Raw genomic sequence first — 15,371 nt, 5'->3', positions numbered from 1 at the left:
ATTATATAAGTTGTAAGCCCATGTCGGCACATTCGCGACGCATCTCGTCGGGCCAAATGCTGGCCTGTATCTCGCCAATGTGGGCTTTGTGGAGCAGCACCATGCACAAGCGGCTCTGGCCGATGCCACCACCAATGCTCAGGGGCAGCTTGTCGCCCAACAGTTGCTGGTGGAAATAGAGCTTCTCTCGCGCTTCCTCGCCTTCGAGCTTCAGCTGGCGCAGCAGGGCTTCCTTGTCGACACGGATACCCATGGAGCTCAACTCGATGGAGCGTCCCAGCACGGGGTACCATATCAGGATATCGCCATTGAGACCCTCGCGGCCATTCTCGGCCACCGTCGACCAGTCGTCGTAGTCGGGGGCGCGGCCATCGTGCTTCTTACCGTCGCTCAGACGGCAACCGATGCCCTCTACAAACACGGCGCCATACTTCTCACAGATGGCATCCTCGCGCTCCTTCGGCGAGAGGTCGGGGTACATGTCGAGCAACTCCTGACTGTGGACGAAATGAATGTCGCGCGGCAGGAAAGGCTTCACCTGCGGGAACGTCTCACACGTGAGGTACTCCGTGCGCAGAATGGCGGCGTAGATGCGGCGCACCACATTCTCCAAAAAAGCGAGCGTGCGGTCGCCCTCGGTGATGACAGCCTCCCAGTCCCACTGGTCTACATAGAGCGAGTGGAGATTGTCGAGCTCCTCATCGGCGCGAATGGCGTTCATGTCGGTGTAGATGCCGTAGCCCGGCTCCACCTTGTATTCAGCCAGTGTCAGGCGCTTCCATTTGGCCAGCGAGTGAACCACCTCAGCGCGGGCCTCACCCATGTCCTTGATGGGGAAGGTAACGGGGCGCTCCACACCGTTGAGATCGTCGTTGATGCCCAGACCCTGCAACACAAAGAGGGGGGCGGTAACACGGCGCAGACGCAACTCCGTGGAGAGGTTTTGCTGAAAGAATTCCTTGATCTGCTTAATGCCCAACTCGGTTTGGCATGTGCCCAAAAGGGCTTGGTAAACCTGGGGCTTTATCACTTTGCTCATGGCTGTTATGCTGTCTTTTTACGTTCCTTAGATGGAATAATCACACTAATTCATATGCAAAGGTAATCATTTGCCGTTAATATGCAAGAATTTATCTGTCTATTTTCTGCAAAATGACAGATTTTTTATTATTCTTGTAGCGTTTTGCAATAATTATGCAACATATCACAGTATTGGAGATAGGAGTTTTAACTATATTTTCATTCTTATTTAAGGGGAAATGGTTATCTTTGCACGCAAATTCAGCTAACAACAAACATCACTCATGAAACGACTATCTACTTTAGCATTGTCGCTGATGGCGGCATGCATGCCCGCATTGGCCGACAACACCACCCAGTCGGTGAGCCAAGTTACCAGTGCCGTGACGCTCGACAAGGATGTGGACTACCACGTCACATCGGCCACGCCGTTCACCACCACGGGTAGCATCAACCTCACCAACACCGACCACGCCGTCATTATTCTCGACGCCCTGAAGCCATCGCTCGCGCTCAACCAACTGGCCTTCATCACCATCAACGGCGAGCAAGCCGTAAACGGCAAGAACTGCCAGGTGAAGATCTACAACCGCGGAGCCATCATCATGCCCTACGGAGCCGACTTTAAGCCACTCACCGTGTACACGGAGCCCAACTTCAAAGGTGAGAGCTGCAACAATTTCAACACCGGCAACTCGGGCGGATTCATGCAGACGCTCAGCAAGGACCAACTCAACAACCGCATCAAGAGCTTCCGACTGAAACGCGGATACATGGTGACCTTCGCGCTCAAAGAGGGCGGACGCGGATACAGCCGCTGCTTCGTGGCCGACAAGGCCGACATCGAGGTAAACCTGCCCGCGCTCATGCGAAACCGCATATCTTCGTACCGATTGTTTAAGTGGAACGATGTGTCGAAGGCCGGACTGGCCAACGATACGCGCGGGGAGTCGAACGACGCGCTCAACACGCAATGGTGCTATAGCTTCGGTCTTGGCGAAAACACGGGCATAGACCGCGAGTGTGTGCCCCACCACATCTATGAGGACTGGCCCAATGCGGCAGCGTGCGGCAGCGTAAACTACACAACCTCGTCGCCCAACATGAAGACCAACAACGAGCCGCGCAACACGTCCGACGACCACCCGCAGACACTCGACGAGATTCTGAACAACTGGGAGTCGCTCATGCGCACCGGCCAACGCCTCTGCACACCGTCGTCGTGGGACGGAAGCTCTGGCTTCAACCAGCAATTCCTCGACTCTATCGACGCCCGCGGATGGCGCTGCGACATCCTCGACATACACGCTTATTGGGCTATGGGATCGTTCTACTCGCTCAACGGACTGTACCAAAACGCACGCCGCCCCATCTGGGTTACCGAGTGGTGCTGGGGTGCCTCTTGGAACAATAACGGTGCCTTTGCCAACGGCATGACCGAGGCGCAGAACGCCGACAACGTGATGAACATCTGCAACCTCATGAACAGCTGGGACTACGTGGAGCGTTACGCCTATTGGAACAGCGAGCGCGACCCGTCGAAAATCTACAAGAACGGAGCGCTGACCGAGTGTGGCAAGCGCTACGCCGCCATGGACCCCGGTCTGGGCTACAACAGCAAGGTGGCCACCTACGTGCCCAGCAACCCGCGCACATACAGCCCCTACAACCTCGAGCTGTCGTTCCGCCCCGACAAGAGCATCGCTACGCTCACATGGGGAGAGAAGAACGGTGAACTCAACGACTCAATGTGGATTGAGCGCAAGGTGGGAACCGACCGAAACGCCGTATTCGAGTACTATAAGAACGTAGACCTCGCAGAGGATGCTTCAAGCTACACCTTCCGCGACACCGTCACCACATCGGGCTACTACACGTACAGAGTGGCCATCCGCACTTTCAACAACCGCCTGCTCTACACCAACGAGGTGACCAACAGCATCGACGGAACAACATCGGTGGGCAAGGATGAGCAGCACGGAGCGCTGCAGTATGGCACGGTAACGACGGGTTCGTCGAAGGAGGGATACCTCTATTTCGACAACACCTTCGATGAGCAGCCTGCCATTGTGTTTGGTAGCCTCAGCAATCGCACGAGCAGCATGATGCCTATGGAGCGTGTGTCGAACGTGTACACCACAAAGACGGCCACGGACGAGCGCGTGTATTCGTTCTTCCGCTACAGCGTCTACCCCTTCAACCAGACGAAGAGCACAAGCATGAAGACCGACTTCTACAACGACTATACCGACTACACCTCTTATATAGTGGCCAAGGTTGGAACGGGAAAGATTGGCAACCTTAGCTATGAGGCTGGCATATCGAACAACTGCTCGGCCGACGACACGGTGAGCGTGGCCTTCACCGAGGCCTTCGACGAAGCTCCCGTGGTGCTCGCAACGCCCATCATGGCCATCTCATCCACTGAGCGATACCCGGTGTTGCCGCGTGTGTTCGACGTAACAACCAAAGGTTGCAAGGTGGTGCTGCAGCGTCAGCAGGCGCTCATCGACAAGAAAGAGCTCAGGCGCACGCTGAAATTCTCATACGTGGCCATCGAGAAGGGCCAGACAAACGATGGGAATGGCAAGCTCATCACCGTGAAAGACACCACCATGAGCTTCAACTCGAAGGTTACGCTGAAGGATGTGTCGTTTGGCGAGAAGCTTGAGGAGGCCACCTTCCTCGTGCAGATGCAAACGCTCAACACTCCGGCACTTGCCGTGCTCCGCACACGTCCAGTAAGCCTCTACCAAGACGCCGACTCGGTGGGTACACGCGTACGCTTGCAGATCGACGACACCAGCAAGGCCAAAGCGCCCACAAATAAAGCTCCCTGGGAGGAGCGCATCGGATGGGTTGCCATCAGCAAAGACAGCAAGTTTGTTACGGCCATCAAGGGCGTAACCGACAACAAGGACTATGACACACGCCGCGTGGTTTACACCATCAACGGTGTGATGACCGGAAAAGACCTCAACCAACTGCCGGCTGGCATCTACATCGTCAAGGAGAACGGGGTGACACGCAAGGTAATAAAGAAGTAAGGAAACTTTCACAACCCCCAAATAGCAAAGGCTTGACCCCGTGTCGAGCCTTTGTCATTTAACCCAAAACGGTCATTAGATTTCAATTCTTGTTAGTGTTTGTTTCGAGCAGGTTGCGACATTCGAGTTGAAGCCATAGCGGGCTATGGCGAAACGCGACTGGAAGCAAGATGCCGAAAGAAACGCTGACAAGAGTTGGAAAGAAGCCATAAAATCATAATAACTCACCTATTTCGGTCTAATGACCGATTTGGGTTTAGCCCAAGACGTTTGCCTATTCATTCTATCACGGACATGAACATCGAGAAACAGAAAGAAATCATCAAGCGACAAGACGGACTGTCGAACACGCTCGGCATGGAATTCATATCAACCCCCGAGCCCGATACGCTCATCGGACGCATGAAAGTGGACAAGCTCAACCGACAGGTGTTTGGCTTTCTATCGGGCGGAGCGTCGCTGGCGCTGGCCGAAAATGTAGCCGGCGTGGCCTCCATGGCCCTCTGTCCGGAGCGCATCAGCGTGGGAATCAATGTCAGCGGAAGCCACGTGAGGGCTGTCAGGGAAGGCGATGTGGTGACGGCTTACGCCAAACTGAAGCACAAGGGGCGAACCATCCATGAGTGGCAGGTGGACATCAAGAACGGAAAGGACGAGTTGGTGTCGACCGTGCATGTAACCAACTATGTGGTGCAGGCATCGCAAAAGCAAGGGCTCGAGAAGGGGCTGATGAACGACTAATCGCTCACCGTCAGCAAAAAAGCATGGGGAAACAAACGAAAAAGCATGGCCGCACATAGTATGCTGCCATGCTTTTTCGTATGTAAAAGGGCGGCATCGGCCTACATTCGGAAGGCCAATGGGCGCGATGGTTCCAATAATGGCTTGGGATGGAGGCGAAAACTTATCCCTCGCGGAAGAAGTCGAAGGCTTCGCGAATCTCCTCGTCGGTGGCTGTTTGGTTGATCAGCACATCGCCAATGGCGTCGAGCAAGGTGAAATTGATGACACCCGACATGTTCTTCTTGTCGTGGCGCATCAGCGCAATGAGCTCATCGTAGTCGTCGCAACTGATGTTGAACGACCCGTAATTGTCGCGGATGAAACGCACCGTCTGCCGCATCTGCTCCGAGGGGAAGCCTGTCTTGACCACAGAAAGGAAGAGCTCGCAAATCAAGCCATAGGCCACCGCGTAGCCGTGGAGGATGGGGGGCTCTCCCTCAGCGTGGTGCTTCAGGGAGAAACTCTCGAAGGCGTGGCCAAACGTGTGACCATAGTTGAGGGCCTTGCGAAGGCCTTTCTCGTTCGGATCGCGACTCACGACCTTCTCCTTGACCTTCACCGAGGTGGCCACCAAGGCCTGCAACTGGTCGTAATCGGGGTTCGACAGGTCAAACTGCAGCAAGTCGGCCCAGGTCTTCTCGTTAGAGATCAAACCGTGTTTCAGCATCTCAGCATAGCCCGAACGCAGGTTCTTGTCGTCGAGCGTGCGAAGGAAACGGGTGTCGAGAAGCACAAACTTAGAGTCGTTGAACACTCCCACCTCATTCTTCAGGCCGTTGAAATTGATGCCGGTCTTGCCTCCCACCGACGCGTCGACCATCGACAGCAGGGTCGTGGGAATATTGATGAAGTCGATGCCACGCTTGAACGTCGACGCAGCAAAGCCTCCCAGGTCGGTCACCATGCCACCACCCAGGTTGATCAAGCAACTGTGGCGATCGGCACCGCCATCGTCAAGACCCTGCCAAACATGAGCCAACGACTCCAAATTCTTATGCACATCCGTAGAGCCAATGGTGATAACCTTCGCTCCTTTCAGGCAAAAGAAGTTATTCACAAGGGGAAGACACTGCTCGTGTGTCACCTCATCGGTAAGCACAAAAAGGCGATCGTGCTCACACTCGGAGATGGCAATGGCCAACTCCGTTTCCAAATTCCGGGATATAATGACTCTCTGCTCCATACGCATACTATGTGTTACTCCAATAAATAATGTTTTAGGCTCCCACAATGATGATCATCTGCTTCTGTTAACATTGTGTTCTGCTCCCACAAATATAATGATAATAACATAGGAATGGCATCATTAAGCCCCACAAATTAAGACTTTTTAAGCCACCGAACCACCATTTTGCGCACATCAACCAAGCAGTGTGCAAACAATTTGTGGCCCTTGAGAAAAAATATTTGGTGTCGGTTTTAAACTTATTATTCTTCTTTACGTCTACTTAAATAGAACAAAGACCAACAGGGTTTGGAACTGAAACCAACAACATTTTAAACGAATACTAACAAAGATAGCCGCAAACGCTATCACCACAAATAAAAAATGATATGAGAAAAGGTTTCCTCTTAGCCGTGCTATTGCTCGTTACGACAATGGCGTTTGCCCAAAAGAGAGAGATTTCGGGATTCTTGGTCGACAGCGAGTCGAAAGAACCCCTCGCATTTGCCACCGTGCAACTGCTCAAGATGGACTCCACGTTTGTAGAAGGAGCCTTGTCGAACGACAGCGGTAAGTTTGTCATTCAGGCGCCAGCCAATGAGAAATACTTGCTCAAGGTGACAAGCGTAGGCTATCTTTCCACCATCAAACGCATACAGATGCAAGACAACCACAACCTCAACATGGGGCTCTTGCAGGTGGAGGCCAATGCCACCACGCTCAAGGAGGCATTGGTGAAGGCGCAGGCCCTGAAAGTAACCGTGAAGGAAGACACCTTTATCTATAATAGCGCGGCTTACCGCACGCCCGAAGGTTCGACCATCGAGGAACTCGTAAAACGACTGCCGGGAGCCAAAGTCGACGACGACGGAAAGATCACCATCAACGGCAAGGAGGTGAAAAAAATATTGGTGGACGGTAAGGAATTTATGACGGGCGACACCAAGACGGCCATGAAGAACATTCCTACATCCATCATCAGCAAGGTGAAAGCCTACGACCAGAAGAGCGACCTGGCACGTGTCACAGGCATTGACGACGGAGACGAGCAGACGGTGCTCGACTTCGGAACGAAGCCGGGAAGCAACAAGGGACTCATTTCGAACGTCGACGTAGGCGTGGGAACAAAGGACCGATACGCCGCACGACTCTTCGGAGGATACTTTAAGAGCGACTTGCGCGTGTTTGGAATGGGAAATGCCAACAACGTCAACGACATGGGGTTTGGCGGACGAGGCGGTGGCTTCGGACGAGGACGAAGCGGACTCAACGCCTCGAAGATGCTGGGAACCAACTTCAACTATGAGAAGAAAGACACGCTCAAGCTCAGCGGAAGCGTAAGATGGAACCACAGCGACGGAGATGCCTACAGTAAGACGGCGTCGGAAAACTTCGTAAGCACCGTGGGATCGTTCTCTAACAGCATCAACCAGAGCTATTCGAGAAGCAATAGATGGAACGCACAGTTCCGCGTGGAATGGACTCCTGACAGCATGACCAACATCATGTTCCGACCAACCATGAGCTATAGCACAAGCGATGGTCTGTCGGCAAGCCGATCGGCAGCGTTCAACGACGACCCATACAACTATGTCGTCGATCCACTTGACGAGGCCTCGCTCAGAGACATGAGCGCCGACAGCCTCGTGGTGAACTCCAACCAACGCTCGTCAATAAGCTATAGCAAGAACAAAAGCTTCGGAGGAATGCTGCAGTTCAACCGCCGACTCAACAGCAAAGGCCGCAACATGACCCTGAGAGCAGACGCCAACTACAGCGACTCGCATTCCAACAGTCTGTCGATGAACAACGTGCATCTCTACCAACTGAAGGACATCTACGGAAACGACTCCACCTATCAGACCAATCGTTACACGCTCACGCCCAGCAAAAACTGGAACTACACCCTGCAAGCCACCTATAGCGAGCCGTTGTGGAAGGGCGCTTTCCTGCAGCTGCGCTACCGTTTCAACTACAGCTACAGCAAGAGCGACCGAAACACATACGACTTCTCAAACCTCGGAGAGGACTTTTTCGACGGACTGTTGGCGGGCTACCGCCTTTGGGACAACTACCTGAACCGACTCGACAAGCCCTACACCGACTACCTCGACACCGACCTGAGCCGATTCTCGGAGTACAAGAACTATACGCATAGCATCGAACTGATGCTCCGAATGATACAAACCAAGTGGCAATTGAACGCGGGTGTGCTGGCCCAACCGCAGAAATCGCATTACGTGCAAGACTATCTGGGCGTAAGCGCCGACACCACACGCAGCGTGTTCAACATCTCGCCGACCTTCGATTTCCGCTACCGCTTCAACAAAGTGAGCAACCTTCGATTCAACTATCGCGCCTCAACATCGCAGCCAAGCATCTCCGACATGCTCGATATCTACGACGACTCTGATCCGCTCAACATCTCTACGGGTAACCCCGGACTGAAACCGTCGTTCACGCAGCGTATGTCGCTCTATTATAACAGCTATTTCCAAAAAACGAAACAGTCGGTTATGGCCAACGTGGGATTCTCTACCACCAACAATTCCATCAGCCGCCGCATCACCTACAACGAGCAGACGGGTGGACGCATCACACGTCCTGAAAACATAAACGGCAACTGGAACATCAACTCAGCATTGATGTTCAACACGCCGCTCGACTCTGCCGGCAACTGGAACGTGAACACCTTCACCGACTTTAGCTTCAGCAATCAAGTGGGGTATGTATCGCTCCGCCGCGACCAAAACTCGCAGAAGAACACCACAAAGGACATGAACCTCAACGAGCGACTGTCGGCCAGCTATCGCAACGACTGGCTCGAGGTGGAGTTCGACGGCTCGCTGGGCTATCGCCACGCACGCAACGAACTACAAGCTACGGCAAACCTCGACACGTGGCAGTTCGCATACGGACTCAACTTCAACATCAGGGCACCGTGGGGTACGACCATCGCCACCGACCTTCACATGAACAGCCGACGCGGTTATAGCGACGCGTCGCTCAACACCAATGAGTTCGTGTGGAATGCGCAGATCTCCCAGAGCTTCCTCAAAGGCAAACCGCTCACCATCATGCTCCAGTTCTACGACATTCTGCACAACCAAAGCAACTTCTCACGTTCGCTCAGCGCAAGCCAAAGAACCGATACCGAGTATAATTCCATCAACAGCTACGCCATGCTGCACGTCAACTATCGCCTCAATCTCTTCGGTGGAAAGGAAGCCCGCCAAGGTATGAGAGGTCCCGGTGATGGTCCTGGCCGTGACCGACCTGGAAGAGGCGGATTCCGTCCCGGCCCGCCTCCCGGAGGCGGATTCGGCGGACCGAGATAATTCAAACGCCAATTGCCCAAGCCAAAAGCATCCATCCAAGACGCGCCAAGGCAAGTATGCAAGAGCCGTAAAAGTCAAAGCGAGACTCGCAAACATCATAAACATCACTTCATACAATCCCAAAAGTGCCGGCATGGTTCATACCACGTCGGCACTTTTCAGTATTTATTCGTCAACATCAGACGCTCGTTGCCCTAACAATCGCGCCTTGTTGAATTATCCATTACTCGTCATCGTCCCAATCTTCGTCGTCATCGAAGCCAAACATGGCGGGCTCCACAAACGCGTCGATGGCCCTTCGCTCTTTCTTGGTGGGTCGTCCGGTACCACGCGCACGGTCGACAAACCCACTGATTCGGCTCATTTCGAGCAACTCGTACTGCTTAGGGTCGGTGACATTCTCGTAGACCTGTGGCACCAGTTTGGCTCCCACACGCTGCTCGATGCAGGCCAACACCTTAAAAGAATAGGTGATGGGCGGCTTCTTCACGCTTACCACGTCGCCCGCTTTGATCAGGTGACTGGGTTTCACGTTGCTTCCCGCGATGGTGACGCGACTGTTCTTGATGGCGTCGGCGGCCACCGATCGCGTCTTGAAGATGCGCACGGCCCACAACCATTTGTCGATACGTGCGCTTTCGCTCACTTTAGGGAGTCGTTCCTGTTTCATCACTTTCGGTTGTTTATTTTCTCTTTCCCAGCTTGTTAAACTGGTTCATGGTGTTGCCGATGCCCTGCAACACAAAACTCTTGATGATCTCCACCGACATGTCGATGGCAGGTTGCAAGAGCTTCATGTCCTCGTCTGAGTAATGTCCGAGCACCCAATCGACCTGTCCGCCACGCGGAAAGTCGTTGCCGATGCCCAGTCGGAGCCTCGCGTAATCTTGTCCGATGAGCTGAATGATGTGCCCCAAGCCGTTATGTCCGCCATTGCTTCCACTGGCCTTCAGTCGAAATTCGCCCAACGGCAACGCCACATCGTCGCTGACGACCAAGAGCCGTTGCTGGTCGATATTCTCCTTATTGAGCCAATAGCGCACCGCGTTTCCGCTGAGGTTCATGAAGGTCGTCGGCTTCAGAAGGAACACTTTCCGTCCCTTGATCGACGTCTCGGCCACATAACCATAACGCTTGTCCTCAAAACAAATATTGGACGCCTTTGCGAAAGCGTCCAATACCATAAATCCTGTATTGTGGCGGGTTCCGGCGTACTCGTCGCCAGGGTTTCCCAACCCACAAATTAAGTATTTGTCCATCTAAAGAAAAACAGAGTTCTGTCTTATCTTAAATATTACTCAGCGGCGTCGTCGGCAGCAGCGGCAGCGGCAGCAGCAGCCATAGCGTTACGTGTCATCTTGATAGAGCAGACAACAACGTCCTTGCTTGTAGCGAGCTCCAGGCCCTCGAATGAGAGCTCACCCACCTTGATGCTCTTACCGATGCGCAGAGCGGTAACGTCAACGTCGAGGTGCTCAGGAATCTGCTGATAAGGAGCGGTAACATCTATCTTGCGGATAGAGAGGTTCAGACGGCCACCGTCGCGAACACCCTGGGCCAGACCGTTGAGCTTAACGGGAATACCGATGGTGATGGGCTTCTTATCGTTCACCTCATAGAAGTCAACGTGCAGAGGAGCGTCTGTCACGGGGTGGAACTGGATCTCCTTCATGATAGCTGTGTGCTTCTCGCCCTCGATGTCGAGGCAGATCACATAGATGTGAGGAGTATAGATGAGCTTGCGGAGCTCTGTGAAAGCGATGGTGAAGGCCAGAGCCTCGGGCTTGCCATCAACTTTCTTCTCACCATAAAGGTTACAAGGAACATAGCCTTCCTTACGGAGGGCCTTAGAAGCTTTCTTACCAAGGTCAACGCGCTTCTTACCTGCTACACTAATCTCTTTCATAATTGTGTTACTCTAAATTAAATTGTGAATTAATTCGCCATCACACTGGACTGTAAAAGACCTGCGCTTATGCTGCGATATGCGGCCCACGCCCGCCTTTGCCAATCTGAAAAGCGGTGCAAAGTTACTACTTTTTATTTTAATGTGCAAAGTTTCTCTAAAAAAACAAAGTTTTATGTATCTCACGCTTGCATATATATAGTTTTTTAAGTACTTTTGCATCAATAAGTGTAATTTAGAAGAACGTAAAGGGTAAGAGCAATGATCAATCGTGAACTCATTCGCATTAAGATAGTCCAGTTAACCTACGCATACTATCAAAACGGAAATAGAAATATGGACAACGCCGAGAAGGAGCTGTTGTTCAGTTTGTCAAAGGCTTACGATCTTTATAACTTCCTTCTCGAACTGATTGTGGCCGTCACGCGCGAGGAGCGCCATCGCTATGATGTGATGAACCAGCGCGCAGAGCGCGAGGGCGCGGAGCCGCCATCTAACAAGTTCGTCAACAACCAATTTGCCACACAACTCGAAGAGAACAACATGCTCAACGAATTCATCGAGGTGAAGAAATTGACATGGAAGAACGACATCGAGTTTGTGCGCAAGCTTTGCAATCAGATTGAGCAAAGCCAGGTATACCAAGACTACATGGCCGACGCCGACGACTCATACGAGGCCGACCGCGAGGTGTGGCGCAAGCTTTACAAGCAGCTTGTGCAAGACAACCCCGACATCGACACGCTCCTGGAGGAGAAGAGCCTCTACTGGAACGACGACAAGGAGGTTATCGACACCTTCGTGCTGAAGACCATCAAGCGCTTCGACCCGGCAAGGGGCTGCAAGCAGGAGCTGTTGCCCGAGTATAAGGACGAGGAGGACAAGGAGTTTGCTCGCAAGCTTTTCAGGGCCACCATCCTCAACGCCGACACCTACCAGCACTACATGAGCGACGCCTCTCGCAACTGGGACTTCGCGCGCCTGGCCTACATGGACGTGGTGATCATGCAGATTGCCATCGCCGAGATGCTCACCTTCCCCGGCATTCCCGCACAGGTCACCATCAACGAGTTTGTAGAACTGGCCAAGCTCTACAGCACCCCGCGCAGCAGCAGCTACGTCAACGGCATGCTTGACTCCATCGCCCGCTACCTTATTTCTACGGGCAAGATGATGAAGGAGATGCCCGAGCCGCGCAACCGCCAGCAGGACCGTCAGGCCAACGGCGACGGCGCTTCCACCGGCCGCGTGCGCTTTGTGCATCGCCCGAAGACCAACGAGGAGCCGAAGGCACCCGAGGTTGCCGGCACCGACAGCGCAACAACCGACCCCGCTGACGCCAACGAGGCCCACAACGCCAACGGCGCAGCACAAGACTAAAGCATAATAATTAAAAAAGAAGTAAATAAACAATGAGTACACTGGTATTGGCTGCACAGGCAGCACAACAAGGCGGTGGCATGGGTGGCATGCTCATCATGATGGTTGCCATCTTCGCCATCATGTGGTTTTTCATGATTCGCCCCCAGCAAAAGCGCCAAAAGAAGATTCGCGAGTTCCAAAACGCCTTGCAAAAAGGCACTAAGGTCGTGCTCGGTGGTGGCATCTACGGCACCGTGAAGACCATCGACCCGGCCAAGAACACGGTCGAAGTGGAAGTGGCACATAATGTTGTCCTCACCGTGGACAAGGGATACGTCTTCGCCGACGTCGCCCAGCAGCAACCCAATGCATAAGCTGCAGCGAACATTTCAAGTGGTCAGGAGCTCCCTGTTCAGTTGGATGAACAAGGAGTTTCTGATTTTTCTGTTCTTTCTCGTGCTGAGTGGCATCTTCTGGCTGATGATGACGCTCAATGAGACCTATGAGAAAGAGCTGCCAGTGGCCGTGCGCCTCACCGGCGCCCCTGGCAACGTGGTCATGACATCGGAGATGAGCGACACCGTGCGCGTCACCGTGCGCGACAAGGGTTTCATGATCCTCTCCTACATGTCGAGCAACAAGCTCAAGCCTATCACCCTCAATTTCAACGCCTACGCAAACAAGCAGAGCGGACACGGACAAGTTCCCTTGTCGGATGTGCAGCGGCTTGTGAGGCAGCAATTGTTCTCGTCGTCGACCATCACGTCGATCAAGGCCGACGCGCTCACCTTCAACTTCAACTATGGCGAGCGCAAAACCGTTGGCGTAAAGCTCATCGGCAACATCGTACCGACGAGAAACTATTACCTCTCCCACGTACAACTCACGCCAGAGAAGGTAACCATCTTCGCCTCGAGGAGCAAGCTCGATAGCATCAAGGAGGTGCAGACGGAATATGTGAACATCACCAACTTCGACGACACCGTGCGCCAAATGGTGAGAATCAAAAAGATACCGGGAGTCAAGGTGGTGCCCGAGAAGGTGAAGATGACCCTCTTGGTCGACATCCTCACCGAGGAGAGCATCAACGTGCCCATCACCACCATCAACAAGCCCGGCGACCTCACCATCCGCACCTTCCCCAACCACGTGAAGGTAACGTTCTCGGTGGGTTCCCGACTGTTCCGCCGCGTCAAGGCGTCCGACTTCCAAGTGGTCATCGATTACAACGAGGTGGCAGCCCATCCTTCCGACAAGTGCACGCTCCACCTACGCGCCAAGCCGTCGATAGTAAGCAATGCGCGACTGGATATGACGCAAGTGGATTATCTCATCGAGCAACAATGATACGCACAGCCATCACCGGAGGCATAGGCAGCGGCAAGAGCCACGTATGCCGATTGTTGGCCCAGCGCGGCATCAGGGTTTACGACTGCGACACGGCCGCCAAGCGACTCATGCGCGACGACGCACAGCTCCGTCAGCAGCTCACCGAGCTTGTAGGCCCGCGCGTATATATAAATAAGGTGTTGCAGAAGCCGGTGCTCGCCCAATTCCTATTGGCATCCGAGGCCAACAAGCAGGCGGTGAACGCCGTGGTGCACCCCGCCGTGGCGCGCGACTTCCTTGAAAGCGACTACCCTTGGCTGGAAAGCGCCATCCTTTTCGAAAGCGGGTTCGACCAGCGCATACGCTTCGACCGCATCGTCTGCGTCACTGCCCCCACCGAAGTGCGCGTGGAGCGCATCATGAAACGCGACAACATCAGCAGGGAGAAAGCCCTCGAATGGATAGGTTGCCAAATGTCGCAAGACGAGATGGCACGCCGATCCAACTTCGTGATCAACAACGATGGGCTCACAGACCTTGACGATCAAATAGAACTATTACTCAATCACAAATAACAGACAATAAACAATGGAAACAATTCTTTCAATCGCCGGCAAGCCAGGCCTCTACAAGCTGGTTAGCCGCGGTAAAGCAACCCTGATAGTGGAGACCATCGACGAGAAGCATCTCCGCATGCCTGCCTTCGCCACCGACCGCGTGACGAGCCTTGGCGACATTGCCATGTACACCGACGCAGACGACATCGCCCTTTGGGAGGTGCTCACCAAGGTGGGCGAGAAGGAAGGTCTAAAGGAGGCTTCGCTCAACTATAAGAAGTGCTCAAGCAAGGAGTTGCGCGATTACTTCGCTGAGGTGCTGCCCAACTTCGACCAAGACCGTGTGCACGACAGCGATATCAAGAAGTTGCTGCAGTGGTACAACATCCTCGTGAAGAACGGTTACACCGACTTCAAGGCCGTGCTCGCTCCCACAGAGGGCGACAATGTGGACGACCGCCAAGAGCAGGAAAACGCATAAGGCCCACAAGCCTCAACCCACTACAAGGCTACTTTCCCCCAACGGGAAGGCAGCCTTTTTTAGTTTCCACCAGCCACTTCGGGTAGAAAATCATATAAGAAACAAGAGCTGAAAACAACCAACAAACTATAGTCAAAACTACATTGTTTTTTTCCTTCGAGCCAATCTTTGGCCGCAAATACGCGATTCTCACGCATTTTTGCATTGTTTTTGTAACACCCTGAAAGCCAACTTCTTACAACCACAAGGCACCATCCAGCCTACCACCTTCGACCGCCAACGTTACGAAAGATGCCTAATCGAGCTGCGAAAGATGCCTTTTCACAGCCGGAAAGTACGTATTTTTTATAAGTGATTGAGAATGAGATAAGTTTTTATCTCAT

At 53.3% G+C, this 15,371-nt stretch carries 13 protein-coding genes; 8 read left to right on the top strand and 5 right to left on the bottom strand.

The genetic code is table 11. The features are described from left to right. Nucleotide 1: 1 nt before the first annotated feature. Entirely contained in the window at nucleotides 2-1,039 is a 1,038-nt protein-coding gene (gene asnA / locus WKK33_RS10350; RefSeq protein WP_215758502.1) for an aspartate--ammonia ligase, read from the bottom strand. 265 nt (nucleotides 1,040-1,304) lie between these two features. Here asnA and WKK33_RS10345 point away from each other — a divergent pair, with 265 nt between their 5' ends. Together WKK33_RS10345 and WKK33_RS10340 are read left to right on the top strand one after the other, a co-directional pair. Further along, nucleotides 1,305-4,067, top strand: a complete 2,763-nt coding sequence (locus WKK33_RS10345) for a glycosyl hydrolase (RefSeq protein ID WP_337933727.1) — start codon at nucleotides 1,305-1,307, stop codon at nucleotides 4,065-4,067. A 294-nt stretch (nucleotides 4,068-4,361) separates the two neighbouring features. Then, nucleotides 4,362-4,808 (top strand): PaaI family thioesterase, encoded by a 447-nt coding sequence (locus WKK33_RS10340; RefSeq protein WP_215758499.1) that lies wholly within the window; start codon nucleotides 4,362-4,364, stop codon nucleotides 4,806-4,808. 163 nt (nucleotides 4,809-4,971) lie between these two features. Here WKK33_RS10340 and aroB read toward each other — a convergent pair whose 3' ends face one another. Then, the gene (gene aroB, locus WKK33_RS10335; protein ID WP_337933726.1) at nucleotides 4,972-6,033 is read right to left on the bottom strand and encodes a 3-dehydroquinate synthase; all 1,062 of its coding nucleotides are present in this window, start codon (nucleotides 6,031-6,033) and stop codon (nucleotides 4,972-4,974) included. Between the two features lie 371 nt (nucleotides 6,034-6,404). Between aroB and WKK33_RS10330 the strand changes: the two genes are divergently transcribed. Beyond that, nucleotides 6,405-9,353: an outer membrane beta-barrel protein gene (locus tag WKK33_RS10330; protein ID WP_337933725.1), complete on the top strand. Its 2,949-nt coding sequence runs from the start codon at nucleotides 6,405-6,407 to the stop codon at nucleotides 9,351-9,353. A 223-nt stretch (nucleotides 9,354-9,576) separates the two neighbouring features. On the opposite strand, the gene WKK33_RS10325 is transcribed toward WKK33_RS10330, so the two are convergent. The 3 genes from WKK33_RS10325 to WKK33_RS10315 are packed head-to-tail and all read right to left on the bottom strand — an operon-like array spanning nucleotide 9,577 to nucleotide 11,259. Beyond that, nucleotides 9,577-9,999 (bottom strand): RNA-binding S4 domain-containing protein, encoded by a 423-nt coding sequence (locus WKK33_RS10325; protein ID WP_215758649.1) that lies wholly within the window; start codon nucleotides 9,997-9,999, stop codon nucleotides 9,577-9,579. A gap of 37 nt (nucleotides 10,000-10,036) precedes the next feature. Further along, nucleotides 10,037-10,612 (bottom strand): aminoacyl-tRNA hydrolase, encoded by a 576-nt coding sequence (gene pth / locus WKK33_RS10320; protein WP_215758496.1) that lies wholly within the window; start codon nucleotides 10,610-10,612, stop codon nucleotides 10,037-10,039. Nucleotides 10,613-10,647: 35 nt separating this feature from the next. Beyond that, nucleotides 10,648-11,259 (bottom strand): 50S ribosomal protein L25/general stress protein Ctc, encoded by a 612-nt coding sequence (locus WKK33_RS10315; RefSeq protein WP_337469072.1) that lies wholly within the window; start codon nucleotides 11,257-11,259, stop codon nucleotides 10,648-10,650. A gap of 261 nt (nucleotides 11,260-11,520) precedes the next feature. Between WKK33_RS10315 and nusB the strand changes: the two genes are divergently transcribed. The 5 genes from nusB to WKK33_RS10290 are packed head-to-tail and all read left to right on the top strand — an operon-like array spanning nucleotide 11,521 to nucleotide 14,988. Then, the gene (gene nusB / locus WKK33_RS10310; RefSeq protein ID WP_337933723.1) at nucleotides 11,521-12,639 is read left to right on the top strand and encodes a transcription antitermination factor NusB; all 1,119 of its coding nucleotides are present in this window, start codon (nucleotides 11,521-11,523) and stop codon (nucleotides 12,637-12,639) included. A gap of 32 nt (nucleotides 12,640-12,671) precedes the next feature. Continuing rightward, nucleotides 12,672-12,995, top strand: coding sequence for a preprotein translocase subunit YajC (yajC, locus tag WKK33_RS10305; RefSeq protein ID WP_215758493.1), 324 nt, complete (start codon nucleotides 12,672-12,674; stop codon nucleotides 12,993-12,995). Between the two features lie 46 nt (nucleotides 12,996-13,041). Then, nucleotides 13,042-13,968 (top strand): CdaR family protein, encoded by a 927-nt coding sequence (locus WKK33_RS10300; RefSeq protein WP_337469073.1) that lies wholly within the window; start codon nucleotides 13,042-13,044, stop codon nucleotides 13,966-13,968. After that, nucleotides 13,968-14,525, top strand: a complete 558-nt coding sequence (gene coaE / locus WKK33_RS10295) for a dephospho-CoA kinase (protein WP_337933750.1) — start codon at nucleotides 13,968-13,970, stop codon at nucleotides 14,523-14,525. Before WKK33_RS10300 ends, coaE begins: the two co-directional genes overlap by 1 nt. Nucleotides 14,526-14,538: 13 nt before the next feature. Beyond that, nucleotides 14,539-14,988, top strand: coding sequence for a DUF5606 domain-containing protein (locus WKK33_RS10290; protein ID WP_215758491.1), 450 nt, complete (start codon nucleotides 14,539-14,541; stop codon nucleotides 14,986-14,988). Nucleotides 14,989-15,371: the final 383 nt, after the last annotated feature.

The sequence above is a fragment of the Hallella sp. genome (assembly GCF_037460745.1).
GTDB lineage: Bacteria > Bacteroidota > Bacteroidia > Bacteroidales > Bacteroidaceae > Prevotella > Prevotella faecis.
This window is presented reverse-complemented; position numbering and strand designations above follow the sequence as displayed.